Genomic DNA, 26031 nt, shown 5'->3' with positions numbered 1-26031 from the left:
GGTGGTGCTCTTCGTGGTTCCGGGGCCGTGCGCGCGAGCGACGGTCACCTGCGCGACGCCCTGGTCCGGCGCACCCGCACCGCCTGGAAGCCGTCCAGGCACGTCGGAAGGGAACCCATGCGCACTCTCGTCCTCAACGCCGGTTACGAGCCCCTCGCGGTGATCTCGTTCCGACGGGCCCTCGTGCTGGTCATGAACCAGAAGGCCGCCATCGTCGCCGCCGACCTCGACCACCCGGTGACCGGGTCGACGTCGACCTACGACCGTCCGTCCGTCATCATCCTCACCCGGTACGTGCGCATCCCGCACTCCAGACTCGTGCCCGTCTCCCGCCGCGGCGTCCTCCGTCGCGACGGCAACCGCTGCGCCTACTGCGACCGGCACGCCACCACGATCGACCACGTCCAGCCGAAGTCCCGCGGCGGGCAGGACTCGTGGGAGAACCTCGTCGCCTGCTGTCTGGCGTGCAACAACACGAAGGGTGACCGCACCCCGCAGGAGATGGGGTGGCGGCTGCGCTTCCGCCCGAGGGCGCCGCACGGCGCCTCGTGGGTCGTGCGCGGGATCGAGCGTCCGCAGGCGGACTGGGACGAGTACCTGGTCGCCGCGTAGCGGCGCTGCTGTCGCAGCCAGGAGCGGACTGGAGGCGCGGTGCCCGCTGGCACCGCGCCTCCCGTCCGTCACCTGGTCGCGCCCGCTAGAGTGGTCCAGCCAGCCTCTGTAGCTCAATGGAAGAGCAGTTCCGTCCTAAGGAAACGGTTGGGGGTTCGAGTCCCTCCAGGGGCACCAAGCGTCAAGCACCGAGCACCAGCACCGAGCACCAGCACCGTCAGGCAGCGGCGCGCTCGCCCTCGGGGCGGCGGCGCATCGCGGGGGAGCCGACCTCGGGTCCGCGGTAGACCATGTCCATCGCGCCGATGCTCTCGCCCGGCGGGACGATCGCGTCGATCCGGTCGAGGACCTCGTCGGAGAGCACCACGTCCACCCCGGCCAGGGTGTCCTCGAGCTGCTCCATCGTGCGGGGCCCGGCGATCGCCGACGTCACGCCCGGGTGCGCGATCGTGAACGCCATCGCGAGGTGCGTGAGCCGGATCCCGGTCTCGTCGGCGAGCGCGATGAGCTGCTCGATCGCGGCCAGCCGTCGTTCGTCGCGGAAGTGCCGCATGCCGGTGCTCGCCCGGAACTCGTCGTTCGACTGCCCGGCACGGTACCGCCCGGTCAGCGAGCCGCCCGCGAGGGGGCTGTAGACGAGCGTCCCCATGCCGTACCGCTGCGCGACGGGCAGGACCTCGCGCTCGATCTCCCGGTCGAGGATCGAGTAGTTCGGCTGCTCGGTGCGGAACCGCTCGAACCCGCGGCGCTCGGACACCCACTGCGCCTCGACGATCTCCGAGCCGCGCATCGACGAGCTGCCGATCGCGCGGACCTTGCCCTGCCGGACGAGGTCGGTGAGCGCCGAGAGGGTCTCGTCGATGTCCGTGTCGGGGTCCGGGCGGTGCAGCTGGTAGAGGTCGATGTGGTCGGTGCGCAGGTTCCGGAGCGACCGCTCGACCGCCTCGACGATCCACCGCCGAGACGCTCCACGGTGGTTCACGTCGTCGTCGACCGGACCGTGGAACTTCGTGGCGAGGACGACCTGGTCGCGTCGTCCGGCCAGCGCTTCGCCGACGACCTCCTCCGAGTCGCCGTAGCGGTCCGCCGTGTCGATGAAGTTGATGCCGGCGTCGAGCGCCCGGTGGATGATCCGGATGCCCTCGGTGCGGTCGGGGTTGCCGAACTGGCCGAGCATCATCGCGCCGAGCGCGTAGGGCGTCACCTTGATGCCGGTGCGTCCGAGGGTGCGGTACTGCATGGCGGTCTCCTGTAGTCTCGTATCCGGAACAACGTTCCGCTGATGTCGATCACCATACGGAACATTGTTCCGTTTACGCAAGGGGTGTGCTGTGCCGACCGCCGAACCGCGTCGCCTGCGTGCCGACGCCCGCCAGAACGTCGACGCGATCCTGCAGGCAGCCCGGACGGTGTTCGCCCGGTCCGGGGTCGACGCCCCCGTGCGCGAGGTCGCTACCGAGGCCGGCGTGGGTGTCGGCACGCTCTACCGGCACTTCCCGCAGCGCGCGGACCTCGTCGCCGCCGTCTTCACGTCGGAGATCGACGACACCGCCGCCGAGGCCGACCGTCTGCGGGCCGAGTACCCGCCGGGGGAGGCCCTCGACCGCTGGGTCACCCGGTTCACCCGGTTCGTCGCGACGAAGCAGGGCCTGTCCGCGGCACTGCACTCCGGCGACCCGGCGTTCGACGCGCTGCCGGGGTACTTCGTGGACCGGCTCGGGCACGTCCTGCGCGAGCTCCTCGACGCGGCGATCGCCACGGGGGAGGTCCGCACCGACGTCGACGCGGTGGAGCTTCTGCAGGCGATCGGCGACCTCAGCCACCGGGCACCCGCGGCCGACGGCTCGCCGAACCCGATGGTGCGTGTCCTGCTCGACGGGCTGCGCGTCCGCGGCGACTGAGGGACCGTGCAGCATCCTCGGCCAGGTCCGCCGGTCGCCTTAGTCTGGCGCGATGGGGAACAACGGACGCCGCAGCGGGGGCGCGATCGGACTGCTCGTGCTCGGCGGGTACCTGGTGCTGCGCTTCGGCCTGCTCGCGTACCGGGAGCACCAGGAGGGCATGTCCACCGAGGGCATCGTCCTGAGCCTCGTCGGGTTCGCGGCACTGTTCTTCGTGATCGTCGAGGTGATCAACCTCGCCTACCACGCGCACACCCGGCGCCGTGAACGCGCCCTCGCCGCCCTCCACCCCGGTGCCCGCCTGGTCCCGGTGCGGGTCAGCCGCGACCTCGGCAAGCAGATCGACTGGGCGGCAGGCGCACTCGGCCTGCCCCGGGAGTCCGTGCCCCGGCGGGGCTACGGCACGCTCGTCGCGGACGGCAACGGCATCGGTCTCTACTCGGGTGGATCGACCCCGACGCTCCTCGTCGGCATCCCGCGCGCCGCGGTCGTCTCGGTGGCGAGCGGCGACGCGAAGGCCGTCGGTCGCTACGCCTTCGGACGGGTCGACGCGATCCGGGTCCTCGCGGGTGACCCGAACGCACCGGTGTGGATCGACGTGCCGGCGTACCGCGTGGTGTTCGGGTTCCCGAAGCACCTGCGCGGCGAGGAACTCGACCAGCGCGTCCGCGAGGTGGCCTCTGCGGTCGGCGTCTCGGTCGCGACCCTCCCGCCGCTGCGCTGAGCGCAGCTGCACGACGGCGGAGCGCCCCGCGCCCGACGCGGGGACCACCGGACGGGAGGCCCGTGGCGGCGCCGCCACGGGCCTCCCGTCCGATGGTCCGGCCGACTTGCCGCTCAGGTAGCCGACTCGACGAGCGCCGCCTCCGCGCGTTCCGGCGACCCCTCGGCGAGGCCTCGGGCGATCCGCGCCCGCGACACCGCCCACAGCACGAGCGCCGCGGCGAACACGAGGACCTCGGTCACGGTGAGCGCCCAGATGATCCCGGCGAGCCCGAACCACAGGTTCCCGACGAACACGATCGGGATGAACAGCACGCCCTGTGCCAGGGAGAGCGTCATGGCGGGGACGACCATCCCGGTCGCCTGGAACAGCGACGTCAGCAGGCCGGTGAACCCGTTGACGATCGTCGCGACCAGCTGTGCCGTGAGGATCGTCACGCCGATCGCGAGCACGGCGTGGTCACCCGAGAAGACCGTGAAGACCTGCTCGCGGAACACGAAGACGGTGCCCGAGAACACCAGCACGATCGCACCGACCGTCAGGGCCGCCGCGCGGAGGGCCGAGCGCAGTCGGCCCGCATCGCCCTTGCCGAACGCGTACGCGAGGAGCGGGAGCACGCCGATCGTGACCCCCATGACGAGGAACTCCGGGACCTGGGCGATGCGGACCGCGACGCCCATGGCGGCGAGCGGGTCGTTGCCGTAGGCGCTCGCGAGGTTGTTCAGGACGAGCGTCGTGACGATGAGGAACGCCGCCTGCAGCAGCTCGCCGGCGCCGACGCCGAGGACCGGCCGCACCACGTCGCCGCGCAGCGTGATCCACCGCGGAGCGAAGCTGACGTTCGCGCTGTGCCGCTGCAGCCAGACCACCCAGTACCCGATCGCGACCAGGTTGCCGAGACCGACCGCGAGTGCCGCGCCGGCCACGCCCCAGTGCAGCACGAGGATGAAGAGCACGTCGAACACCAGGTTGCCGAGGGTCGACAGCACGAGCCCGACCATCGCCTGCCGCGCGGCGCCCTCGGAGCGGACGATCTGCTCGAGCGCGAAGGACGCGGCGAGGACCGGCACGAACGCAAGCATCACGGCGACGTAGGCGCTCGTGGCGGGGACGGCTCGGGCGTCGGCACCGAGCAGGGCGACGAGTGGGTGCAGCAGCAGGAGTCCGGCGCCGCCGAGCACGGCTCCGGTGACCACGGCGCCCCAGAGCGAGAACGCTGCGACGTGCTTGATGTCCTGCGCTCGGTCCGGCTCGTGCTCGGAGGCGCCGAGCATCCGGGACATCAGCGCGCTGCCGCCGACGCCGAACACGCCACCGACGGCCATGACCAGGCCGAGGAGCGGGGTGCCGAAGGTGATCGCGGCGAGCAGCGAGGTGTCGTGCTGCGAGCCGATGAACCCCGCGTTGATGACGTTGTAGACGGCGCTGACGACCATCGCGGAGGCCATCGGCACGCAGAGGTGCACGAGGGCGCGGGCGATGGGTGCCGCGGACAGGTACCAGCGGTTCCGGTCGGCGACGCGGTCGCCGTGGTCGAGGGTGGTGGTGCTCATGGCTGCCTCCTTCTGGGCAGGGCGGAGCGCGCGCCGACGGTCGTCGGCACGGCGTGCGGAGTCGCGGCGACCGTGGTCGTGGCGCGACGGGGAGAGCGGCCGGCGGACGCCGTCGCTGTGGTGCGTGCCCTCCGGCCGGGAGGCGCGTGGTGCGTTACCGGGTGGGCTCCGGGAGGGCTGCGGTCACCTTGCGCAGGAGGTCGTGCAGGGTGGCGCGCTCGTCGGGGGTCAGCGGTGCGAGGATCTCGTCGTCGAGGGCGTACATGGCGTCCTCGAACCCGGCGATGAGGGCGGTTCCCGCCTCGGTGGCGTGGACCCGTTTGGTGCGGGCGTTGTCGGCGTCCGGACGACGTTCGACGAGCCCGCGCCGTTCGAGCCCCTGCAGGAGGCTCGAGACGCTGGCGGCGCTCGTCCGGGTGACCTCGGCGAGTTCACGCTGGATCGCGCCGGGCGAACGCTGCAGGTACCCGAGCACGAAGGACTGCTCCTGCGTGAGGTCGCGGTCGCGGACCCACTCCTCGGCGGCCTTGCGCTGCGCCCACCCGATCCAGCGCATGAGCTGGAGCGGCGTGTCGAACTGCGGTGCCTGCTGCGTCATGTTCAGAACTCTAACTGTTTGACTTCTAACTGTCAACGGTTGCTCGGACTCCCCCGAACGGGGGTATCGCCAGAGTGTGGGCGCTTCCTTGTAGGTTGTTCAGGGAGCGCGGATCAACCACCCGCGCGCAGTCCTCAGCACGACGGCGATGCCGTGCACACCCGAGGGGGATCAGGGATGGACCGGAACGACTCCGCGACCGCACGACGCGTGCAGTCCTGCGTGAGCGCCGGCGTCCCACCCTTCATCCACGGGGGTGACGCGATCCGCTGAAGCCCGTCCGCGCGCAGCTCGACGCGCACACGTGACTCCGGGACCGCCCCACCAGCGGTCTCGTCGGATCCCCGGACCAACCACCCCGGGGATGGATCAGCGGCGGAGGGATCCGCCGGAGGAAGAGGCACAATGCCATCCACAGCAACACGCTTCGCGCTGCGCGCGGGCGCCACGGCCACCGTGGCCGCGGTCATCATCGGCGGTGCGGCGCTCCCCGCGAACGCGGCCGCCACCGACGTCACCCAGGCCGAGGGTCGCCTGCTCGCGGGCAGCGGCACCGTCGACCTCGACACGATCGCGGCACTCGCCGGGTCGTACGGCGCGACCGCTCCCGGCGGCGCCGCCGACGGCGGGTCGAACCCGCTCGACCTCACCGTCCTCGACAGCCTCGGTGTGCAGGTCCCCGGCGGCATCCAGCTCCTCGGGGCCAACGGCCTCGTGGACGTCGGGGTCGCGGGTCAGTACTCCTCGACCTCCACCACCGGGGCAGTCGCCGCGGCCGGGGCGGTCACGGGCGACGGCGCGATCCAGGTCGGCGCTCCCGGCAGCGACGGCGCGAGCATCGACCTCCAGCCGCTGCTCGCCGGACTCGACCTCGACGGGGTCATCAGCGACGCATCGGTCGACCTCGGGGCGCTCTCCGCGCGGGCCGAGGCGACCCGCACCTTCGACGGTGCCGACGTCACCACCGACTACCAGGTGGCCAGCGCGGACGTGTCCGTCGTGAGCCCGGCGGTCGCCGCGCTCGTCGGGCAGCTGAACACGACGCTCGGCACCACGAGCACGACCCTCAACACGGCGCTCGGCGCGGGCGGGGTCACGACGGCGCTGACCGGCGCGGTCACGGACGACCTCACCGACGTCCTGAACACCGTCCCGGGCATCGCGGTCGGTGACACCACGGCCACCGTGACCGCGGACGTCGACCTCGCGGCCGCCGTGTCGTCGATCACCGCGGCCCCGCTCACCTCGGGCGCCGTCACGATCGACCTGTCAACCGGCACGGTCTCGATCGACCTCGACGACCTCTACACGCTCAACGACCTCGCGCCGAACACGCGACTGCTCGCGAGCGACACGATCAACGCGCAGATCGAGGAGGCGATCGCCGACATCCTGACGAACCAGGTGCCGGCGCTGCTGACCGACGCGCTCCAGGACGCGCTCGACGTCGCCACCGTGAACGTGGACGTCAGCACGGACGCCACGGTCCTCGTCGCGGACGCCGGCCTCGACATCTCCGTCGACACGACCCTCGGCCAGCTCCTCGGCACCTCGACGACCGACCCCGAGGTCACCCTCACCGGAACCGGGGCACTCGCGCTCCTCGACGACCTCGGTCTCACGGCCGGTCTCGAGGCAGTCGTCGACACGGCGCTCCTGCCCGCGCTGACCACCGCGGTCAGCGGCATCGTGACCGAGGACTTCGTGTCCGACACCGTCGCCACGCTCGTCGACACGCTCGAGGACGTGGTCACGGCCCTCGACCCGGTGCTCGACGCACTCAACGAGTTGGTGTCGATCACGATCAACTCGCAGACCGCCCCGGCGTTCAGCGACCCGGACGGTGACGCCACCGGCGCCACCACGGTCCGTGCCGTCCGCATCGAACTGCTCCCCGCGGTCGACGCGGCGACGGTCGACATCGCGACCGCGACCGTGCAGGCCGACGCCTTCGCCGGCATCGCCATCACCGACCCGGAGGACGGCACCGAGACCACCGTGCCGACCGAGGACGACACCACGGACGTGCCGGTCAGCGGCACCGCGGAGCCGGGCTCGGACGTCGACGTGACGCTCGACGGTGACGAGGACGGCACGCAGTCCACGGTCACCGACGAGGACGGCACCTGGACCGTGACGTTCCCGGACGTCGCCGTCGGTGACCACGAGGCCGTCGCGGTCGAGACCATCGGCACGCTCGTGAGCGACCCCGACTCGGTGACCTTCGTCGTGGCCGCGGCGCCGGTCGACCCGACCGACCCGACCGACCCGACCGACCCGGGCACCCCCGGCACGCCGGGCGGTCCGGGCGGTGACGGGTCCGGCGCAGGCGTCGGCCCGGGTGCCGGCGGTGGTGGCGGCTCGCTCGCCTACACCGGCGCCGAGCTCCTGCCGATCATGCTGATCGCCGGTCTGCTCCTCGCCGCCGGTGGCGGCACGCTCCTCGCTCGTCGCCTCCGCCGCACGGCGTAGACGACGCGTGACCCGCGCGGGTGGCGGTCAGGGTAGCCGTCACCCGCGCACTCCCGGGGGGTGGCGCGTTCGGGTCGCGGCCTCCCACGCCGGTGCGGTGGTGATCGGGTCACCACCGCACCGGCGTCACCATCGGCGGGCACCTTCCCTGCCGCACGACGCCGTCCCACCGATGAGGAGCACCGTGCACGACCACGACACCCACCCGCTCGACCGCCACGTGGGGCCGCCCCACGTCGAACGCTTCCGGCTGACCCACGCGCCGTCCGAGACCCTGTCGGTCGTCTGCACGTGCGCGATCGGTGCCGACCACGACAACACCATCCGCCCCGACCGGGCGACACCTGTCCGCTGAGGCCCGCACGGGGGGATACTGGCTCCGTGCGTGAACTCCAAGCCCAGATCGCGGCGGACCTCGACGTCCAGCCGACCATCGACCCGCAGCAGGAGATCGACCGTCGGGTCGGGTTCCTGCGCGACTACCTGCTGACCACCGGCGCGAAGGGGTACCTCCTCGCGATCAGCGGCGGACAGGACTCCACCCTCGCCGGCAAGCTCTCGCAGCTCGCCGTCGAGTCCCTCCGGTCCGAGGGGCACGACGTCACCTTCACCACAGTGCGCATGCCGTACCGTGTGCAGGCCGACGAAGAGGACGCGCAGCTCGCCCTGCGGTTCATCGGCGCCGACCCCGGCATCACCGTGAACATCGAGCACGGCGTCGACGGGGTCGTCGAGGACACCCTCGCCTCCGGTGTCGAGCTGAGCGACTTCGTCAAGGGCAACGTGAAGGCCCGGATGCGCATGGTCGCCCAGTACGCCGTCGCCGGGCAGCGCGGGCTCCTCGTCGTGGGGACCGACCACGCGGCCGAGGCCGTGACCGGGTTCTTCACGAAGTACGGCGACGGCGGTGTGGACCTCACCCCGCTGACCGGCCTGACGAAGAGCCAGGGTCGCCAGCTCCTCGAGTTCCTCGGAGCCCCCGCCCGCCTGTACGAGAAGGCACCGACCGCGGACCTGCTCGACGACCTGCCCGGACAGACCGACGAGGCGAACCTCGGGCTCACCTACGCGGAGATCGACGCGTACCTGCAGGGGCACGACGTGCCGGACGAGGTCGCGGAGGCGATCGAGGCGCGGTACTGCGCGACGGCGCACAAGCGCGCCGTCCCGGCGACCCCCTTCGACGACTGGTGGCGCGCGACCGTCGACGCGCGGTAGTCGCCACCAGCTGACGGACGGGAGGCGCGGTGCGGGCTTGCACCGCGCCTCCCGTCCGTCGGCGCGGCCCGGTAGGGTGGAGCGAACAGAACAACACATGCGGAATCCCGGTTCGGCGCCCGCCGGACGGCGGCTTCCGTGAGGGGGAGACATGGAAGTCCTGTTCGCACTCGGCGCCGTTCCGCTGGTCATCGTGGGCGTGATCGTCCTCGCGTTGATCGTGCTCGTCTACGCCAAGCTCGTCTACCGCAACGCCGGTGCGGACGAGGCGCTCATCATCACCGGCAAGCGGTCGCGCAAGGTGAAGAACGCCGACGGCACCGAGACCGTCGAGTCCGGCATCAAGGTCGTCCTCGGCGCCGGCGTGCTCGTCCGCCCGTTCTTCGAGCGGGTCGCGAAGCTGTCGCTGAGCTCGCGGGCGATCGACATCAACGTCAACGCGCAGGACTCCCGCGGCGTCACGATCGACGTCGAGGCGGTGGCGCTCGTCAAGGTGGGCGAGGCGGACGCCTCCATCCGTGCCGCGGCGCAGCGTTTCCTCGGTCAGGAGAAGAAGATCGACGACTTCGCGCGCGAGGTCCTGTCGGGTTCGCTCCGCGCCTCGATCGGCGCGACCGACGTCTCGACGATCATCCGCAACCGCGACCAGCTGACGGTCGCGGTCCTCGACGTCGCGAAGGACGCCCTGCACAGCCAGGGCCTCGACGTCGACTCGTTCGAGATCAAGGGCATCTCGGACCGCAACGAGTACATCAGCGACCTCGGTCGTGCCGAGCGCGCCCGTGTCCGGCTCGAGGCCGAGAACGCCGAGGCGCAGGCCGACCGCGAAGCCCGTGAGGCCCGTGCCCGCGCGGACCAGGCGATCGCCGAGGCCGAGAACGCCCTCGCGATCCGCCGAGCCGCGCTCCAGCTCGACTCCGACCGGGCCTCGGCCGAGGCCGCTGCGGCGGGACCGCTCGCGCACGCCCGCGCCGCGCAGGGCGTCGTGGAGCAGGAGCAGCTGACGGCGCAGAAGCGAGCCGAGCTCCGTCGTGCCGAGCTCGAGTCCGAGGTCACCGCCGTGGCCGAGGCGAACGCCCGCAAGACCCGGCTCGAGGCCGAAGCCGCCGCCGGTGCCCAGGTCGAGACGGCCCGTGCACAGGCCGAGGCCCGTCGCATCTCCGCCGAGGCCGTCGCCGCGGAGGCCCAGGCGGAGTCCGAGGCCCGCAAGCTCGCCGCCGACGCCTCGCGCGCCGAGGGCGAGGCAGCGGCCGACGCGATCCGGGCCAAGGGTCAGGCCGAGGCCGACGCGACCAAGGCGCAGGCCGACGCGCTCGCGCAGCACTCCGAGGCGGTGCTGCGCGTCAAGGCGATCGAGACGCTCCCGAGCATCGCGCGCGAGCTCGCAGCGCCGATGGGCAACATCGACAAGCTGACGGTGGTGTCGTCGGACGGCGCCGGCTCGCTCTCGAAGAGCGTCGTGAGCCAGTTCAGCGAGGTCGACGCACTCCTCGGGACGACCGCCGGCTTCACGCTGAGCGACATCGTGAAGAGCACGACGACGGGTCAGGCCGCAGCGCGCGCGGTGGCACGCGAGCAGGAGCCCGCGGCCGCCGACGCCGAGTAAGGGCCGACGACGGGCGCGGCGGGGTCAGTCCTCGCCGCGACCGTCCTCGCGGCGCCCGTCGTCGTCGGAGCGGTTGTGCTGTCGGCCGGCGTCCTCGCGCTCCTGCGACAGCCGCTGCTGCCACACGACGCTGCGCGCGGCACCCCCGAGGACGTCGTCGACGCTCCGGTCCGTCTGCGCGGCCAGTGCGCCGCTCAGCCCGGCGGTCAGGGTGCCGCCCGCCGAGGCGAGGCGTTCGACGACCTCCTCCTGCCGGTCGGTCAGGGGTTCGTCGACCAGGTCGTCGACGGTGTCGCGGATGTTCTGCTCGCTCGCGTCGAGTGATGCGTCGTCTCCCGCGTGCAGTGCGGCGGCCTCGCCGACGACGACGAGCCCGAGGCGCGCGGCGTCGTCCTCGGGACGGTGGTGTGCGTGCTCTTCGGTCATGGCGTGGACGGTACGCTCCGCGTTCCGCCGACCCTGGACGCGGGCGTCCCCCCTCGGGTCAGCGCGGGGTCACGGCCCGGCGGCGGAGCACCCAGCGTGCGGCGGCCGTGCCCTCGCTCCGCTGGAAGTCGCGGATCGTCGGCATCGCGGGCGGCGCCGGCTGCGCCGCCTTCTCGAGGAACAGCCCTGCGAGCGCCGCGAGCACGGCGTCGACCGTCGACCCGTCCAGCCCGGCGAAGACCGGGTGTTCGGCGAGGTGCTGGTCGACATCGTCGTCCTCACCGCGGACCAGGGTGTCGAGGAGGTAGGTGAGCGGGTCGAGCCAGTGCGCCCCGACGGACGCCCAGGGCCAGTCGACGACCCACACCAGGCCGTCGGCGTCCACCAGCAGGTTGTCGGCCCGGCAGTCGGCGTGCACGAGGTGGTCACCGTCGACGAGCCGGTCGGCACCGCGCGCCGTCGCCGCGAGGAGGTCCGCCACGGCGGCGACGTCCTCCGGGACCTCCGGGGCCAGCCCGGTGACGAGCATCCGGTCCCATGCGGCGAACTCGTCGCGGAGGTCGTCGGCGATGCGGGGGAGGCCCGTCAGCGTCCCGGAGGCGAGCGGCAGCGTGTCGAGGGCGTCGAGGACGGCGGCCGTGTCAGCACCGCGGCCGTCGCCACCCGGGTGTCGGCCGTCGACGTCGTCGAGCACGAGCGCGACCCAGTCGTCGCCGTCGTGCACCTCGTCGAACGCGGCGATCAACCGTGGTGCCTGCACCTCGGGTGGGATCGCCGCCATCACCCGCGCCTCGCGGCGGTGCATGTCGGCGCTGTCGCCGTTGCGGGACCGGGCGACGCTCTTCACGAAGGCGCGGTGGCCGTCAGCCGTGACGACGCGGTCGGCGCTCCCGGGCGACCACCCCGAGGGTTGCGACACGGCCTGGACGACCGGACTGCCGAGGGCTGCCTCGATCCGTGCCCGCAGCGTCGTCGGTAGTCCGGTCCAGCTCGTCCGCCCCATCCGGCCACGCTACCTGAGAAGCCGTTCACCAAAGGTGCACGATGGCAAACATGCATTGCCAGCAACGATGCTGCTGATGTAAAGTTGCGCGGTCTGCAAGTTTGAGAGTTGGGAACCAGATGTCCACTGCCACCGCACCGGTCGAGGTGCAGCGCGGGCGATCGTCGGCTCCGGCGGCCACGCCGGCGAAGCCGATCATGTCGCACCGGCAGATCCTCCTCGTCATCTACGGCCTGATGGCCGGCATGTTCCTGTCGTCGCTCGACCAGACGATCGTCGGGACGGCGATCCGCACGATCGGTGACGACCTGCACGGCCTCGACCAGCAGGCCTGGGTCACGACCGCCTACCTCATCGCGTCGACGATCACGACGCCGATCTACGGCAAGCTCTCCGACGTGTTCGGCCGCCGGCCGCTCTACATCTTCGGCATCGCGGTGTTCATCCTCGGGTCGCTGCTCTCGACCCTCTCGACGTCGATGATCATGCTCGCGGCCTTCCGGGCGTTCCAGGGCATCGGTGCGGGTGCGCTGATGTCGCTGCCTCTCGCGATCATGGGTGACATCCTCGCTCCGCGTGAGCGCGCGAAGTACCAGGGCTACTTCCTCGCGGTGTTCGGCATCTCGAGCGTCATCGGACCGCTCATCGGCGGGCTGTTCTCGGGCGCGAACGAGATCCTCTGGATCACCGGCTGGCGCTGGGTCTTCCTCGTGAACGTCCCGATCGGCATCGGCGCGCTCATCATGGTCATCGCGTTCCTGCACCTCCCGAAGTTCGGCGACGCCAAGGCGAAGCCGCGCATCGACTGGTGGGGCGCCACCTCGGTCATCGTGACGCTCGTGCCGCTGCTGCTCGTCGCCGAACAGGGCCGCACGTGGGGCTGGGGCTCCGCGGCCGCCATCGCCTGCTACGTGATCGGTGCGCTCGGACTCGTGGCGTTCCTGGTGATCGAGTCGCTCATGAAGGACGACGCGATCATCCCGCTCAAGCTCTTCCGCTCCGGTGTCTTCTCGATGGCGACCGGCCTCGGATTCCTCGTCGGGTTCGCGATGTTCGGCGCGATGCTCACCATCCCGCTGTACCTGCAGATCGTGACCGGCCTCACCCCGACCGAGTCCGGCTTCGCCACGCTCCCGATGATCGGCGGGCTCATGATCGCCTCGATCGCCTCCGGCCAGATCGTCGCGAAGACCGGCCGCTACCGGATCTTCCCCGTCATCGGCACCGCGCTCGTCTCGGTCGGCTACGTCGTGCTGACCTTCATGACGATCGACAAGCCGCTCTGGTTCCTCATGATCGGCATGTTCCTCATCGGGCTCGGTCTCGGCCAGCTCATGCAGAGCATCACCCTGGCGTCGCAGAACTCGGTGCAGCCGCGGGACATGGGCGTGGCGACCTCCTCGGCGACGTTCTTCCGCCAGATCGGTGGCACGCTCGGCACCGCGGTCCTGCTCTCCGTGCTGTTCTCGATCATGCCGACGAACATCCTGCACGCCACGGCGGACCGGTCGAACCTGTCCTCCGCGCTCGACGCAGCCCTGAACCCGACGGTCGCCTCGGCGAAGGCGAACCAGGGCGTGATGGACCAGATCTGGAACCCGATCGTCGAGCCGGTCCAGGAGAACGTGCAGCAGCAGCTCGACTCCGCATCGACCCAGGCGAAGAGCGCAGCCGACGCCGCGGTCACGAAGCAGGTGACGGCGACCGTGCAGCAGCAGGTCGCGGCCGGAGCCGTGCCCGCAGCGGCGGCGCAGACCGTGATCGACCAGCAGGTCGCCGCGGCCACCCCGGCCGCCGAGCAGCAGGCCCTCGCCGCGGTCGCGGACAAGGCACACGCCAGCGTCCAGGACGGCACCGTCTCCGTCGACTGGGCGGACGCCTCGCAGCGCTCGTACTGGGTCGACCAGCTCACCCCGAAGCTGTCGAGCACCATCGAGGACCAAGCGTCGTCGAGCGGCTCGAGCAGCAGTTCCGAGACGAGCGACACGTCGTACCTCAACGGTGCGGACCCGGCACTCACCCGTCCGTTCATGACCGGGTTCAACGCCTCGGCCGTGACCGTGTACTGGGTCGGGTTCGCCGTGATCCTGCTCGCGTTCGTGCTGAGCTGGTTCTTCAAGGCGCCGCCGCTCCGGAAGAGCTCGGCGCTCCAGGAACAGGCCGACTCCGCCGGCACCGCTGACGACCTCGAGGTCCAGGCGGTCCGTGCAGCCGACACCATGGGTTCGCCCACGGCACCGACCACCGGGTCGATCAGTGTCCAGCGCGACCGTACGGACGCCTGACCCGACCGGAGCCGTCCGCACCACCGCGGACGGCTCCGGTCCGGACGCCGGCGCCTGCGGCCTGCGCGAGCGGAAGAAGCAGCAGACCCGCGCCGCCATCCACGGTGCCGCGCTCGAGCTCGTGACCCGACACGGGCTGGCAGGGGTCACCGTCGAGGAGATCTGTGCGGCCGCGGGCGTCTCGAGCCGCACGTTCTTCAACTACTTCCCGTCGAAGGGCGACGCCGCACTCGGACTCGGCCCGTCGACGGTCCCGGAGGACGCCCGCGCGGCGTTCCTCGCGGGGACGGGCCCGCTCGTCGCGGACTGCTGCGACCTCGTCGCGCGGACGGTCACCCTGCCGGAGGACCGCCGCCGGATGAAGCAGCTCGTCCAGGCCCGGCCGGAGATGGTCCCGACGATGCTCCAGTGGATGTCGGAGACCCGCGCCCGCGTCGCCGAGGTCGCCGCCGAACGGGCCGGTGCGGACACCGCGCGGACGGCCGTCACGCTCGTCATGGCCGCGGTGATCGAGGCGACGCACCGGTACGCGGTGTCGTCGCGAGCGGAGCTCGCGACGCGGCTCCGTGACGTGGTGGCCGAGATGGGGCGGCTCGCTGCCTCGGATTGACGGCCCGGGAACAGACGGGAGGCACGGTGCGCGTCCGACGCGCACCGTGCCTCCCGTCCGGTTCCCGCGTCAGCGGGTACGCGCTCCGCGCCCGGCGAACCGCGTGTAGATGAACAGCACGATGATGGCGCCGATGATCGACCCGATGATGCCGGCGGGCTGGAAGAACCCGTCGTTCCCGTCGTGGTTGAAGATCAGGTAGCCGAGGAAACCGCCGACGAACGAGCCGACGATCCCGAGGACGATCGTCATCAGGATGCCGATGTTCTGCTTGCCGGGGATGACCAGGCGCGCGATCGCGCCGGCGATGAGTCCGATGATGATCAGGCTGACGATGAGACCGAACACGGTGTGCCTCCTTGTGTGGGGGTCGGTCCACTCGGCGGGTACCGGGTGCGACCAGCACCAGACACAACTCCCCGCTCGCTCGGCGTCCTCCCAGGGAGCCCTCGCGAGGGCGTTCAGACCAGCCCGGAGGCCTCCAGCTCACCCCGGAGCTCGGCGTCCGACGGCTCCACGAAGTGCTTGCCGTTCGGCAGCACCACGACGGGGATGTTCTTCCGCCCGCTGAGCGCCTCGGCGCGGTCGGCAGCGGTCAGGTCCGCCTCCACGTCCACGTAGTCGTAGTCGATCCCGAGCCCGTCGAGCAGCGCCTTGGAGCGCCGGCAGTCGCGGCACCAGTCCGCGCCGAACATGGTCACCTTGTCGAACGTCGCTTCAGCCATGTGGGGTACGACGCTCGACGGCCGCAGTGCATTCCCGCGCACACCGGGACACGCTCCGTCGGACGGGAGCACGATCGGAGCATGAGCCTCCCCGTCGACGTGGTCCACCCCCACCACCGCCACGGCTGGTGGTGGAAGACCCTGCTCGCGGGCTTCCTGCTGTGGGTCGTCACGATCGTCGTCACGGTGCTGACGCGCAACACGAACCTCGTGCCGACGATCATCCTGCTCGGCAGCTTCCTCGTCCCCTTCACCGTCGTGCTCTTCGTCATCGAGCGGGTCACCGGGACGATCAGCACGATGCAGCTCGTCACGGCGTTCTTCGTCGGCGGGATCCTCGGTGTCCTCGGGGCGTCGCTCCTCGAGGCGAACCTCCGGCAGGACGCGCTCCTGTACATCGCGGTCGGGTTCGTCGAGGAGTTCGTCAAGGGCGTGCTGCTCGTGGTCGTCGCCTGGCGGGTCCGGCCGAAGACGGCGCGGCAGGGTGCGCTCCTCGGCGCCACGGTCGGCGCGGGCTTCGCGGCGTTCGAGTCCGCCGGGTACGCGTTCAACGCGGCGATCACCGCGCGGGGGATCGACCTCGTGTCGCTCCTGCAGACGGAGGTCGTCCGGGCGATCCTGTCCCCGGTCGGACACGTGCTGTGGACCGCGGTCCTCGGCGCCGTGCTCTTCGGGGCCGCGCGCGGTGGGGTCCGGCTCCGCTGGTCGTGGAGCATCGTCGTCGCGTACGTCGGGGTGTCGCTGCTCCACGGGCTGTGGGACAGCAACTCGACCCTCGCGACGCTCCTCGCGTTCGTGTTCACCGGCACGCCGTTCTCCGCCGCGCGGGGCCGGTACGTGCCGGCCGACGTGGCGACGCTCTCGACGACGCTGTACGTCGTGGGACTCGCGATCGTCACCGCGATCGGGGTGGCGGTCCTCGTGACCGTGCTCGTCCGGCACCGTCGGCAGGACCGGGCGCTGGCCGCAGCGTCGGACCGGTCCGACGCTGCGGCTGCGCCGACGTGGCTGTCGGGTCCGTCGGGACCGGGCGCGACCGACTGGACCCGCACCCCGCCCCCGCACGCGCACTGACCCCGGGCACCGGCGCGACACCCGCGCGCCCTACGATGTCCCCATGCCGCAGCGACCCGACCCCGCCCGGGCCGCCTGGGCCTCCGCAGCCGTCCGCCGGTTCGCCGCCGCCACCAACCTCCTCGTCGCCGCGCGCCGCTTCCGCATCGTCGGCGGCGACCCAACCGACGTCGCGACCCTCGGCGCGGTCCTGACCGGGCTCGGCGCGCGGCCGGCGGGTGAACAGGAACCCGTCGACCAGCTCTGGTGCCTCGGCGACCCCGCCGAGACGACGCCCGCGGTCGAGCGCGAGGCCGACCGTCCCCGCGGCGCCGCGCTCGTCGTGGTCGACGCCGGGAGGTACCTCCCCGCGGTGGACGAGGACGCCTTCGGCCCGGTCGCCCCCGTCCGACCGGGCGTCCTCGGCGTCCCCTCGCTGTCGGCCGACGTCTTCCTCGTCTCGACCGGCCGCGACCCCGAGACCGACCCGGCCGCCGAGGCCCGCATCCGGTGGGCCCGGCGCTGGATGCCGGTGTCCCGGACGGTGGCGCGCGAGCTCGGGGACGGAGGGCTGCTGCGCGGCACCCGCGTCGCCGTCGCCATGGTGCTCGAACCGAAGACCGCGGTGCTCGCGCTGCTCCTCCGGGACGCCGGCGCCGAGGTCGTCGTGTACGCCCACGCCGACGAGACCGACGACGCCGTGGCCGAGGTCCTCCGCGCCGCCGGGCTCCCCGTGTTCGCCCGCGCCGGTGTGTCGCTCGCCGATCAGAAGACGCTCGCCCTCGCGATGCTCGACACGGCGCCGCACATCGTCCTCGACGACGGCGCGCACGTCATCCGCCTGCTGCACCAGGAACGGCCGGACCTGCTCCCCGTGATGCTCGGCGCGGCCGAGGAGACCACGAGCGGACTCCGGCCGCTCCGCACCATGGCCGAGCGCGGCACCCTGGGCATCCCGGTGGTCGCCGTCAACGACGCCCGCACCAAGACCTTCTTCGACAACCGGTACGGCACCGGGCAGTCGACGGTGTCCGCGACGCTCGACCTGGTCGACCGGCTCCCGTCCGGCGCGCACCGGGTCCGCCCGGGAGGCACGGCCGTCGTCGCCGGGTTCGGTCCGGTCGGCGAGGGGGTCGCGATGGTGCTCCGCGCGCTCGGCTTCGTCGTCGTGGTCGCCGAGACCGACCCGGTCCGAGCCCTGCAGGCCGCCTTCGCCGGGCACGTGGTCGCTCCGCTCGCCGACGCCGTCCGGGACGCCGACCTCGTCGTGAGTGCCACCGGGGTCCGCGACACGCTCTCGCTCGAGGTCCTCCGGGCGACGGCAGCGGGCGCGGTCGTGTCGGTCGCGGGCGGGGTCGACCAGGAGGTCGCCGTCACGGACGCCCTCGCCGCCGGTGCCACCCCCACGACCGAGGCGCCCGACGTCGAACGGTTCACGTTCCCGGACGGCCACCACGTCGTGGTGCTCGACCGCGGCGGGTGCATCAACGTGACGGCCGCCGAGGGCAACCCCGTCGAGATCATGGACCTGTCCTTCGCCGCACAGCTCGGCGCCGTCCGCATGCTCCTGGAGCGCGGTGACGAGCTCGACCGCTCGGTCGTGCCGATCGACCCCGCGGTGGACGAGGCGACCGCCCGGACGGCGCTCGCCGCGTTCGGGACCCGACCCGCGCCTCCCGGCCGGATGGGTGAGCATCCGGCGGACCGCGAGCCCGACGTCCGTACCCACCGTTTCGGGGACCCGTCGTGAGCGTCGTCGTCCACTCCGCACGGGTCGTCGTCCCGATGACCGCGCCGCCCATCGCCGACGGTGCGGTCGCCGTTCAGGGCGACCGCATCCTGCACGTGGGGGACCGCTCGTGGGTCGTCGACCAGCTCGCCGCGAGCGGCGTGCCGACCACCGAGCGCCGGTGGCGAGGCGCGCTCCTGCCCGGTCTCGTCAACGCGCACACGCACCTGCAGTACACCGGCATGTCTGGTGTCGGGCGCCGGCAGTACGCGGGCTTCGAGGACTGGGCGGCCGCGTTCAACGCGGAGTACGCGGTGCCGCACGACTGGCGGGCCGAGGCCACAGACGGGGCTGAGGCGTCGCTCCTGGCCGGGGTGACGAGCGTCGCGGACGTCGTCACCGACATCGAGGCGGCGACCGCACTCGAGGACGCCGGGCTCGGCGGCATCGCCTACTGGGAGGTGATGGACTGGGAGAACGCGGCATGGCAGGAGCACGGCCGCGACCAGGTGCTCGCCGAACTCGCCCGGATCCCCTCTACCCCGGGCGCCGGACTGTCGCCGCACGCGCCGTACTCGCTCGACGTCGGTCCGCTGCTCGAGCTCCCCGACATCGTCCGGCAACGCGGACTCCGCCTGCACCTGCACCTCGGTGAGGCGGCTTTCGAGGGGGAGCGGACCGCGATCGAACCGGTCCCGGGACTCGACGGGGTCGTCGGCGTCGGACACGGCGCGGACTGGCACCTCGCGAACGTGCCCTCGTTCCGTGCGATGCGGGCACTCGGGTTCGGCGCCAGCGCGACCTCCTTCGTCGATCGCCTCGGTGTGCTCGGTCCGGACTGCCACGTCGCGCACGGCGTCTACATGACGGCCGCCGACCGGGCGCTGCTCCGGGCCCGGGGCACGGCCGTCGCACTCTGCCCCCGGTCGAACGCCGTGATCGGGCTCGACCCGCCGCCCGTCGCCGACTACCTGCGCGAAGGTAGCCCGATCGCGATCGGCACCGACTCGCTGTCGTCGTCGCCGTCCCTCGACCTGATGGCCGACGTCACCGCGCTGCACCGGATCGCCCGCGCCCAGGGGTACCGCGGGCACGACCTGCACGAGCGGCTGCTCGCCGCGGCGACCCTCGGCGGCGCGCACGCGATGGGGCTGGCCGTCGGACCGGACCGGATCGGGCACCTCGCTGTCGGGGCCCGAGCGGACCTCGCGGTGTTCGACGTCGACGCGCGCACCGTCCCGGACGCACTCGCCGAGCTCGTGGAGGACGGTGCCGGGCGCGCCGTCGCGACCGTCGTCCGGGGCGTGGTGCGTGCGATCGACGGCGCACTCGTCGGGCACGCCGGACCGCAGCCCACCCCGGCGCCCACCCGTCCGTCGTCGTCCCGCCCGTCGTCGTCCCACCCGTCGTCGTCCCACCAGGAGGAACCCGCATGACCGAGACCGCACCCCGACCCGGCATGGCAGCCCGCCGCACCGTCTCCGGCGAGCTCGTCGAGTGGCTCGACGTCCCGAAGCGTGCCGTCGCCCTCGGCATGGAGCCACACCCCGAGGGCGGCTGGTACGTCCGCACGTGGACGTCGCCCGCGACCGTCCAGACCCCGGCGGGGGAACGTCCTGCGGCGACGCTCATCCACTTCCTGCTCCCGCCCGGCGAGGCCTCGGCCTGGCACCGGGTGGCGAACGACGAGATCTGGATGTGGCACGGACCCGACTCGGTCGACCTCCAGCTCGGCGGCGACGGTGACGAACCGGTGCCGGGAGCGACGATCACCCTCGGGCCGGACGCCGGACGTGACCGGGTGAACGACGCGCAGGCCTTCGTCCGCGGCGGTGTCTGGCAGCGCACACTCCCGCAGGACGGCGAGGTGCTCCTGAGCTGCCTCGTGTCGCCGGGCTTCTCGTTCGAGGACTTCAGCCTGGCCGAGGAGCAGTAGCAGGACCGAGCCGACCGATCGTGGCGGGGAACAGCGTTGCCGGCGGCGGGCACCGGACGCCGTTGTCCGCCACCCGCCGCCGGAGCAACGTGCTGCGGGACCGATCATGCACGAAGAATGCGCCGGAAATGTCGTCGTGATCGTTTCGTGAGGTTCGGTTGCGGCTTTCGCACCGATTCCCGTTCGGTATTCCTCCGACCAGAATGCATCGTTCGGGACGCTGACCATGACGGTCCGCGTCGCCGGCGGCTCGCGCTGGTGTACCAGTTCCGCGTACGATCGCATCGCCCACACCCCTCGAGCGAAGGCCCGCCCGTGACCCGTTCCCTCCGCCTCACCCTCGCCGTCGCGACGGCCGCCGTCGCCGCCCTGGCCCTGACTGCGTGCTCGGCCGGCAGCAGCAACGCCGCCGGGACCGTCACGGACGGCAAACTCACGATCGCGACCGGGCAGCCCGCCTACTCGCCGTGGGTCGAGGACAACAAGCCGGCGTCCGGCAAGGGCTTCGAGGCCGCTGTCGCGTACGCCGTCGCGAAGGAGATGGGTTACGCGAAGTCCGACGTCGTCTGGAAGCGCAGCACCTTCGACAGCGCGATCGCTCCTGGTCCGAAGGACTGGGACCTCAACATCCAGCAGTTCTCGATCGACGCCAAGCGCAAGAAGGCCGTCGACATGTCCACCGCGTACTACACGACGACCCAGGCCGTCGTGACGACGAAGTCCTCCAAGGCCGCGGGCGACACCACGATCAGCGCGCTCAAGCAGGACGCGATCGGCGTGGCCACCGGGTCGACGAGCATCCAGAGCGTGAAGGACGTCCTCGGCGTCACGCCGCAGGTGTTCAACTCGAACGACGACGCGGTCCTCGCGCTGAAGTCCGGCCAGATCGACGCCATCGTCACCGACCTGCCGACCGCGTTCTACATGGCCGGCGCGCAGCTCGACGGCAAGGGCACCGTGTCGGCACAGTTCCCCGACGACGGCGCCGGGGACCAGTTCGGTTTCGTGCTGCCCAAGGGCTCGGAGCTCACGAGCAAGGTCGACAAGGCGCTCACCGCGCTGCAGGACGACGGCACGCTGCAGAGCCTGCAGACGAAGTGGCTCTCCTCGGAGACCGGCACGCCCGTCCTGAAGTAGTACTCGTGACCGTCCCCGCAGGCACCGGCACCCCGGTCGCCGCACCCGCGCCGAGCCAGGTGGAGCTGGAGCGTCGGCTCTACCGTCGGCAGCGCGGACGCCGGTCGATCGCGGTGTCGGTGGTGTCGACCCTCGTGGTCGTCGCCGTCGTGTACTTCGGCGTCGTGAACACCCCCGGGTGGGCCGCCGTCCAGCAGTCGTTCTTCGACCCTCAGACCGCCGTCGACTCGTTCCCCGCGATCCTCGCCGGCCTGTGGTTGAACGTCCGGATCCTGTTCTTCAGCGCGATCGGCGTCGCCGTGTTCGGCACGCTCCTCGCCGTCGTCCGGGGCCTCCGCAGCCCGGTGTTCTTCCCGCTGCGGATGCTCGCGACCGGGTACACCGACCTGTTCCGTGGCCTGCCGCTCATCATCGTGCTCTACCTCGTCGGCTACGGGATCCCCGGGCTCGGCGTCTTCCCCCGACTCCCCGCCGAGTTCTGGGGCACGATCGCCATCGTCCTGACGTACTCGTCGTACATCGCCGAGGTGCTCCGCGCCGGCATGGAGGCAGTGCACCCGTCGCAGCGCCTCGCCGCCCGGTCGCTCGGCCTCTCGCACGCGAAGACCCTGCGGCTCGTCGTGCTGCCGCAGGCGATCCGGAAGGTCACCCCGGCGCTCATGAACGACTTCGTGTCGATGCAGAAGGACGTCGGCCTGGTCTCGATCCTCGGCGCCGTCGACGCGGTGCGTTCGGCACAGATCGCCCAGGCGGAGAGCTACAACTTCACGCCGTACTTCGTCGCCGGTCTGCTGTTCGTGGTGATCAGCCTGCCGTTGATCCGCGTCACCGACGCGATCGCCAGGCGGCAGCAGCAGCGCGAGCAGATCGGGGGCACGGTGTGAACGCGACGAACGAAGCGGACGCGGGTCGTGCCTCCAGTCCGGTCGACGGCCAGGAGGCACGGCGCGAGCCGCCGACGTCGGCCCCCGTTCTCGAGCTGCGCGGCCTCCGCAAGGCGTTCGGCGAGCACGAGGTGCTGCGCGGCATCGACCTCACCGTGCACCGCCACGAGGTCATCTGCGTCATCGGCGCGTCCGGCTCCGGGAAGTCGACGCTGCTCAAGACCGTGAACCTGCTCGAGGGCGTCGACGACGGCGAGGTCCTGCTGCAGGGCACCGACATCGCTGACCCCCGCGTCGACGTCGACGCCACCCGGGCGCGGATCGGCGTCGTCTTCCAGCAGTTCAACCTGTTCCCGCACATGAGCGTGCTCGACAACGTGACGCTCGCCTCGCGGCAGGTGCACGGCATCGGCAAGGCGACGGCGGAGGAGACGGCGCGGCGGCTGCTCGACCGGATCGGCCTGGCGGACTTCGCGGGTGCCTACCCGGACCGGCTGTCCGGCGGGCAGCAGCAGCGCGTCGCCATCGTGCGGGCCATTGCGTCCGACCCCGAACTGCTGCTGCTCGACGAGGTCACGAGCGCCCTCGACCCGATGCTCGTGGGCGAGGTGCTCGACCTCGTCACCGAGCTGAAGCGGCAGGGCTCGACGATCCTGATGACCACGCACGAGATGTCCTTCGCGCGGAAGGTCGCGGACCGGATCGTGTTCCTGCACCGCGGCGAGGTCGTCGCGCAGGGAGCTCCGGCCGACGTGCTCGACCACCCGGAGCACCCGGCACTCGTGGAGTTCCTGGCCCGCGTCCACGCCTGACGCGCCGCGCCGCACCGCGCGGCACGGTCCGGACTCGCGGGCGTGGTGCGGCGTCGACGGTCCGCGCACAACCGGAGCCGTCTCGAACCACGGGAATCCACGGTTCGAGACGACTTCGGTTGTGCGGTGCGAACTTCGGCGGGGCGGCGCGGCCGGCGGCGGGGCTCGCGCGCTACGGCGTCAGCAGGACCTTCCCGACGAGCTCGCCGTCGGCCATCCGTCGGTGCGCCTCACCGGCCTCGGCGAGTGGCAGCACCGAGTCCACCACCGGGCGGACGCTCCCGTCCTCGACGAACGGCCAGACGTGCTCGCGGACCGCGGCGACGATCGCGGCCTTCTCGTCGAGCGGTCTGGCGCGCAGCGTCGTGGCGCTGATCGTGGCGCGCTTCGCCATCATCGCGCCGAGGTCGAGTTCGCCCCTGGGGCCGCTCGTCGTCGAGATCACCGCGATGTGTCCGTTCGGCGCGAGCACCCGGAGGTTCTTCGCCAGGTAGTCCGCCCCGACCACGTCGAGCACGACGTCCACCCCGCGGTCGTCGGTGAAGTCGAGGACGGCCGCGACGAAGTCCTCGGACCGGTGGTCGATCGCGAGGTCCGCGCCGAGCTCCCGGGACGCCCGCACCTTCCGGTCACCCCCGCTCGTCGTGATCACCGTCGCACCGAGGGCCTTCGCCCAGACGACGGCGTGCGACCCCATGCCGCCGGTGCCTCCGTGCACGAGGAGGGTCTGCCCCGGCCGGAGTCCGGCGAGCATCCCCACGTTCGAGTACACCGTGCAGGCGGCCTCGGGGAGCGCGGCAGCGGACACGAGGTCGAGCGCGTCCGGCACCGGCAGCAGCTGCGTCGCCGGGACGGCCACGAGCGACGCGTACCCGCCGCCGGCGAGCAGCGCGCACACGCGGTCGCCGACCGACCACCCGGTGACGTCGGGGCCGAGCGACCGGACGGTGCCCGAGACCTCGAGCCCGAGCACGGGGGAGGCCCCGGGCGGCGGCGGGTAGTTCCCCGCGACCTGCTGCCGGTCGGCGTTGTTCACACCGGCCGCCGCGACCTCGACGAGCACCTCGCCCGGGCCGGGCTCGGGGTCCGGGAGGTCGCGCAGGGTCAGGGTGCCGTCGTCGTGGCTGATCGCTCGCATGTCCTCGACGGTACGCTCGGACGCGGCCGCACCCACGCCGGGCTCGGCGATCGAAGGGGGACGCACCACCATGCGCAAGCAGTACCTGACCATCACCACGGCGGTCCTCGCCGTCACGCTCCTCGCCGGCTGCTCGGGCGGCGGCGACTCGGGCGGCGGCGACGCCGGCTCGGGTGCGGAGTCGTCCAGCGCGGCGAGCACGAAGCCGACCCAGGCGGCGCCCGCGCAGACGAAGCAGGAGGCCTGCACCCTCGTCGAGAACGAGTTGCAGTCGTACATCGCGTCCCAGTCGTCGGCCGCGGCCGGCGCGACCAGCGCCGAGGACCGCGCGAAGGTCGTGGAGGGGCTCACCTCGCGCCTCGACGCCGTCGTGCCGAAGGTCACCAACGACGAGGTCAAGCAGGACTTCGAGGCCTTCAGCTCGGCCGCGAAGGACTACGTGAAGACGGTCCAGGACTCGGGGTCGCAGACCTCGTCCGAGGCCGTCGCCGCGCAGGAGAAGGTGCAGGCCACGCTGAAGGACCTGTCGGCGGACTGCCCGTCCTGAGCGGACGGCCGCACACGTGATGCGCCCGCGCTCCCGGTGAGGAGCGCGGGCGCCGCGTCGGAGGGTGTCAGGCGGCGGCCTGCGACGCGTCGAGCCGCGCCACCTCCTCGGGGCGCAACTTCACCGACACGGCCGTGACCGAGTCGAGGATCGACTGCGGCCGCGACGCCCCGGGGATCGGGACGACGACGTCGCTCTTCGCCAGCTCCCACGCCAGCGCCACGACCTGCGGCGTCACCCCGCGGTCACGGGCGACGTACGCGAAGTCCTCGTACGCGGTCCCGAGGTCGGCCGCGTTCGTGATGCCGCCGAGCGGGCTTCACGGCAGGAACGCGATGCCGAGTTCGTCGCAGAGCTCGAGTTCCGGCTCGCTCGACCGGAACCGCGGCGAGTACTGGTTCTGCACCGAGGCCAGCCGCCCGTCGAGGACCTCGTTCGCCGTGCGGATCTGCTCCGGGTCGGCGTTCGAGATGCCCGCCATCCGGATGACACCCTCGTCGAGCAGTTCCGCGAGGGCCCCGATCGACTCGGCGTAGGGCACCGCGGGGTCCGGCCGGTGGAACTGGTAGAGCCCGATCGCCTCGACACCGAGCCGCTTCGCGGACGCCTTCGCCGCCTCCTTGAGGTACTCCGGGTGCCCGTTCTGCGCCCACGGGCCGGGCTCCGGACGGAGGTGGCCGCCCTTCGTCGCGATGAGGACGTCGTCGGTGGCGCCGGAGAACTCGCGGACGGCCTTGGCGATGAGTGACTCGTTGTGCCCGACCTCGTCGTGGGCGGCGAGGTGGTACGCATCGGCGGTGTCGATGAGCGTGACGCCCGCCTCGAGTGCGGCGTGGATGGTGGCGACCGAGCGCCGTTCGTCCGGTCGGCCCTCGATGGACATCGGCATGCCGCCGAGACCGATCGCGCTGACGGACACGTCTCCGATGACTCGTTGCTTCATCGCCCCAGCATGCTCCGCGAGGCCCGCGTCGCGCCCAGCAGTGCAACGGTGGAGCGGCGCGGCCGCGACTTCCACGCCGCACCTCGCTTAGGGCCGCCACAGCCGGGACATCGAGTCCG

25 protein-coding genes, 1 tRNA gene and 1 pseudogene are annotated in these 26031 nt (G+C 72.0%); 18 read left to right on the top strand and 9 right to left on the bottom strand.

What is annotated here, in order from left to right:
• The first annotated feature begins 117 nt into the window (after positions 1-117).
• Both ACRQ4C_RS15570 and ACRQ4C_RS15565 read left to right on the top strand, forming a co-directional pair.
• Complete coding sequence (locus ACRQ4C_RS15570) at positions 118-612, top strand: HNH endonuclease (RefSeq protein WP_290133744.1); 495 nt, start codon at positions 118-120, stop codon at positions 610-612.
• A gap of 102 nt (positions 613-714) precedes the next feature.
• A tRNA-Arg gene (locus ACRQ4C_RS15565) sits at positions 715-789 on the top strand.
• A gap of 40 nt (positions 790-829) precedes the next feature.
• Here ACRQ4C_RS15565 and ACRQ4C_RS15560 read toward each other — a convergent pair.
• A complete protein-coding gene (locus ACRQ4C_RS15560; RefSeq protein ID WP_439689317.1) occupies positions 830-1852 on the bottom strand; it encodes an aldo/keto reductase in 1023 nt (340 codons plus the stop codon).
• A 91-nt stretch (positions 1853-1943) separates the two neighbouring features.
• On the opposite strand from ACRQ4C_RS15560, the gene ACRQ4C_RS15555 reads away from it, so the two are divergent.
• Together ACRQ4C_RS15555 and ACRQ4C_RS15550 are read left to right on the top strand one after the other, a co-directional pair.
• A complete protein-coding gene (locus tag ACRQ4C_RS15555) occupies positions 1944-2513 on the top strand; it encodes a TetR/AcrR family transcriptional regulator (RefSeq protein WP_439689316.1) in 570 nt (189 codons plus the stop codon).
• Positions 2514-2565: 52 nt separating this feature from the next.
• Positions 2566-3237 carry a hypothetical protein gene (locus tag ACRQ4C_RS15550; RefSeq protein WP_439689315.1) on the top strand — a complete coding sequence of 224 codons (672 nt, stop codon included), beginning with the start codon at positions 2566-2568 and terminating at the stop codon, positions 3235-3237.
• Positions 3238-3350: 113 nt separating this feature from the next.
• Here ACRQ4C_RS15550 and ACRQ4C_RS15545 read toward each other — a convergent pair whose 3' ends face one another.
• Both ACRQ4C_RS15545 and ACRQ4C_RS15540 read right to left on the bottom strand, forming a co-directional pair.
• Positions 3351-4790 (bottom strand): MATE family efflux transporter, encoded by a 1440-nt coding sequence (locus ACRQ4C_RS15545; protein WP_439689314.1) that lies wholly within the window; start codon positions 4788-4790, stop codon positions 3351-3353.
• 154 nt (positions 4791-4944) lie between these two features.
• Positions 4945-5388, bottom strand: a complete 444-nt coding sequence (locus ACRQ4C_RS15540; RefSeq protein WP_439689313.1) for a MarR family winged helix-turn-helix transcriptional regulator — start codon at positions 5386-5388, stop codon at positions 4945-4947.
• Between the two features lie 405 nt (positions 5389-5793).
• Between ACRQ4C_RS15540 and ACRQ4C_RS15535 the strand changes: the two genes are divergently transcribed.
• The 4 genes from ACRQ4C_RS15535 (at position 5794) to ACRQ4C_RS15520 (ending at position 10684) form a co-directional block, all read left to right on the top strand.
• Positions 5794-7860: a choice-of-anchor G family protein gene (locus ACRQ4C_RS15535; protein ID WP_439689312.1), complete on the top strand. Its 2067-nt coding sequence runs from the start codon at positions 5794-5796 to the stop codon at positions 7858-7860.
• A 184-nt stretch (positions 7861-8044) separates the two neighbouring features.
• Positions 8045-8215 carry a hypothetical protein gene (locus ACRQ4C_RS15530; protein ID WP_290133751.1) on the top strand — a complete coding sequence of 57 codons (171 nt, stop codon included), beginning with the start codon at positions 8045-8047 and terminating at the stop codon, positions 8213-8215.
• A gap of 26 nt (positions 8216-8241) precedes the next feature.
• Entirely contained in the window at positions 8242-9078 is an 837-nt protein-coding gene (gene nadE, locus ACRQ4C_RS15525) for an ammonia-dependent NAD(+) synthetase (RefSeq protein WP_439689311.1), read from the top strand.
• Positions 9079-9229: 151 nt separating this feature from the next.
• Positions 9230-10684 (top strand): SPFH domain-containing protein, encoded by a 1455-nt coding sequence (locus ACRQ4C_RS15520; RefSeq protein ID WP_439689310.1) that lies wholly within the window; start codon positions 9230-9232, stop codon positions 10682-10684.
• 24 nt (positions 10685-10708) lie between these two features.
• On the opposite strand, the gene ACRQ4C_RS15515 is transcribed toward ACRQ4C_RS15520, so the two are convergent.
• Positions 10709-11110, bottom strand: a complete 402-nt coding sequence (locus tag ACRQ4C_RS15515) for a hypothetical protein (protein ID WP_439689309.1) — start codon at positions 11108-11110, stop codon at positions 10709-10711.
• A 58-nt stretch (positions 11111-11168) separates the two neighbouring features.
• Positions 11169-12113 carry a phosphotransferase family protein gene (locus tag ACRQ4C_RS15510; protein WP_439689308.1) on the bottom strand — a complete coding sequence of 315 codons (945 nt, stop codon included), beginning with the start codon at positions 12111-12113 and terminating at the stop codon, positions 11169-11171.
• A gap of 119 nt (positions 12114-12232) precedes the next feature.
• Here ACRQ4C_RS15510 and ACRQ4C_RS15505 point away from each other — a divergent pair, with 119 nt between their 5' ends.
• Positions 12233-14398: an MDR family MFS transporter gene (locus tag ACRQ4C_RS15505; RefSeq protein ID WP_439689307.1), complete on the top strand. Its 2166-nt coding sequence runs from the start codon at positions 12233-12235 to the stop codon at positions 14396-14398.
• The gene (locus ACRQ4C_RS15500; protein ID WP_439689306.1) at positions 14370-15008 is read left to right on the top strand and encodes a TetR/AcrR family transcriptional regulator; all 639 of its coding nucleotides are present in this window, start codon (positions 14370-14372) and stop codon (positions 15006-15008) included. Before ACRQ4C_RS15505 ends, ACRQ4C_RS15500 begins: the two co-directional genes overlap by 29 nt.
• A gap of 69 nt (positions 15009-15077) precedes the next feature.
• Here ACRQ4C_RS15500 and ACRQ4C_RS15495 read toward each other — a convergent pair whose 3' ends face one another.
• Together ACRQ4C_RS15495 and ACRQ4C_RS15490 are read right to left on the bottom strand one after the other, a co-directional pair.
• Positions 15078-15356, bottom strand: coding sequence for a GlsB/YeaQ/YmgE family stress response membrane protein (locus tag ACRQ4C_RS15495; RefSeq protein ID WP_290133758.1), 279 nt, complete (start codon positions 15354-15356; stop codon positions 15078-15080).
• 113 nt (positions 15357-15469) lie between these two features.
• The gene (locus ACRQ4C_RS15490) at positions 15470-15733 is read right to left on the bottom strand and encodes a glutaredoxin family protein (RefSeq protein WP_439689305.1); all 264 of its coding nucleotides are present in this window, start codon (positions 15731-15733) and stop codon (positions 15470-15472) included.
• An 81-nt stretch (positions 15734-15814) separates the two neighbouring features.
• Here ACRQ4C_RS15490 and ACRQ4C_RS15485 point away from each other — a divergent pair, with 81 nt between their 5' ends.
• The 7 genes from ACRQ4C_RS15485 (at position 15815) to ACRQ4C_RS15455 (ending at position 23284) form a co-directional block, all read left to right on the top strand.
• Positions 15815-16807 (top strand): PrsW family intramembrane metalloprotease, encoded by a 993-nt coding sequence (locus ACRQ4C_RS15485; RefSeq protein WP_439689304.1) that lies wholly within the window; start codon positions 15815-15817, stop codon positions 16805-16807.
• A gap of 43 nt (positions 16808-16850) precedes the next feature.
• Positions 16851-18536 (top strand): adenosylhomocysteinase, encoded by a 1686-nt coding sequence (locus ACRQ4C_RS15480; protein WP_439689303.1) that lies wholly within the window; start codon positions 16851-16853, stop codon positions 18534-18536.
• A complete protein-coding gene (locus ACRQ4C_RS15475; protein ID WP_439689302.1) occupies positions 18533-19951 on the top strand; it encodes an amidohydrolase family protein in 1419 nt (472 codons plus the stop codon). Before ACRQ4C_RS15480 ends, ACRQ4C_RS15475 begins: the two co-directional genes overlap by 4 nt.
• Positions 19948-20451 carry a cupin domain-containing protein gene (locus tag ACRQ4C_RS15470; RefSeq protein ID WP_439689301.1) on the top strand — a complete coding sequence of 168 codons (504 nt, stop codon included), beginning with the start codon at positions 19948-19950 and terminating at the stop codon, positions 20449-20451. Before ACRQ4C_RS15475 ends, ACRQ4C_RS15470 begins: the two co-directional genes overlap by 4 nt.
• A 315-nt stretch (positions 20452-20766) precedes the next feature.
• Positions 20767-21588 carry an ABC transporter substrate-binding protein gene (locus ACRQ4C_RS15465; protein WP_439689300.1) on the top strand — a complete coding sequence of 274 codons (822 nt, stop codon included), beginning with the start codon at positions 20767-20769 and terminating at the stop codon, positions 21586-21588.
• Positions 21589-21593: 5 nt separating this feature from the next.
• Positions 21594-22472, top strand: a complete 879-nt coding sequence (locus ACRQ4C_RS15460; protein WP_439689299.1) for an amino acid ABC transporter permease — start codon at positions 21594-21596, stop codon at positions 22470-22472.
• Positions 22473-22567: 95 nt separating this feature from the next.
• Positions 22568-23284, top strand: a complete 717-nt coding sequence (locus ACRQ4C_RS15455; protein WP_439690920.1) for an amino acid ABC transporter ATP-binding protein — start codon at positions 22568-22570, stop codon at positions 23282-23284.
• Between the two features lie 172 nt (positions 23285-23456).
• Here the strand turns inward: ACRQ4C_RS15455 and ACRQ4C_RS15450 are convergent, their stop codons facing one another.
• Positions 23457-24422, bottom strand: coding sequence for an NAD(P)H-quinone oxidoreductase (locus ACRQ4C_RS15450; protein ID WP_439689298.1), 966 nt, complete (start codon positions 24420-24422; stop codon positions 23457-23459).
• Here ACRQ4C_RS15450 and ACRQ4C_RS15445 point away from each other — a divergent pair.
• Entirely contained in the window at positions 24421-24969 is a 549-nt protein-coding gene (locus tag ACRQ4C_RS15445) for a hypothetical protein (protein WP_439689297.1), read from the top strand. The two genes, ACRQ4C_RS15450 and ACRQ4C_RS15445, sit on opposite strands and share 2 nt — an antisense overlap.
• A 67-nt stretch (positions 24970-25036) precedes the next feature.
• On the opposite strand, the pseudogene ACRQ4C_RS15440 reads toward ACRQ4C_RS15445, so the two are convergent.
• Positions 25037-25912, bottom strand: a pseudogene (locus ACRQ4C_RS15440) (aldo/keto reductase).
• Between the last annotated feature and the right edge of the window lie 119 nt (positions 25913-26031).

Source organism: Curtobacterium sp. SP.BCp, assembly GCF_051903255.1.
In the GTDB taxonomy this organism is placed as follows: Bacteria; Actinomycetota; Actinomycetes; order Actinomycetales; family Microbacteriaceae; genus Curtobacterium.
This window is presented reverse-complemented; position numbering and strand designations above follow the sequence as displayed.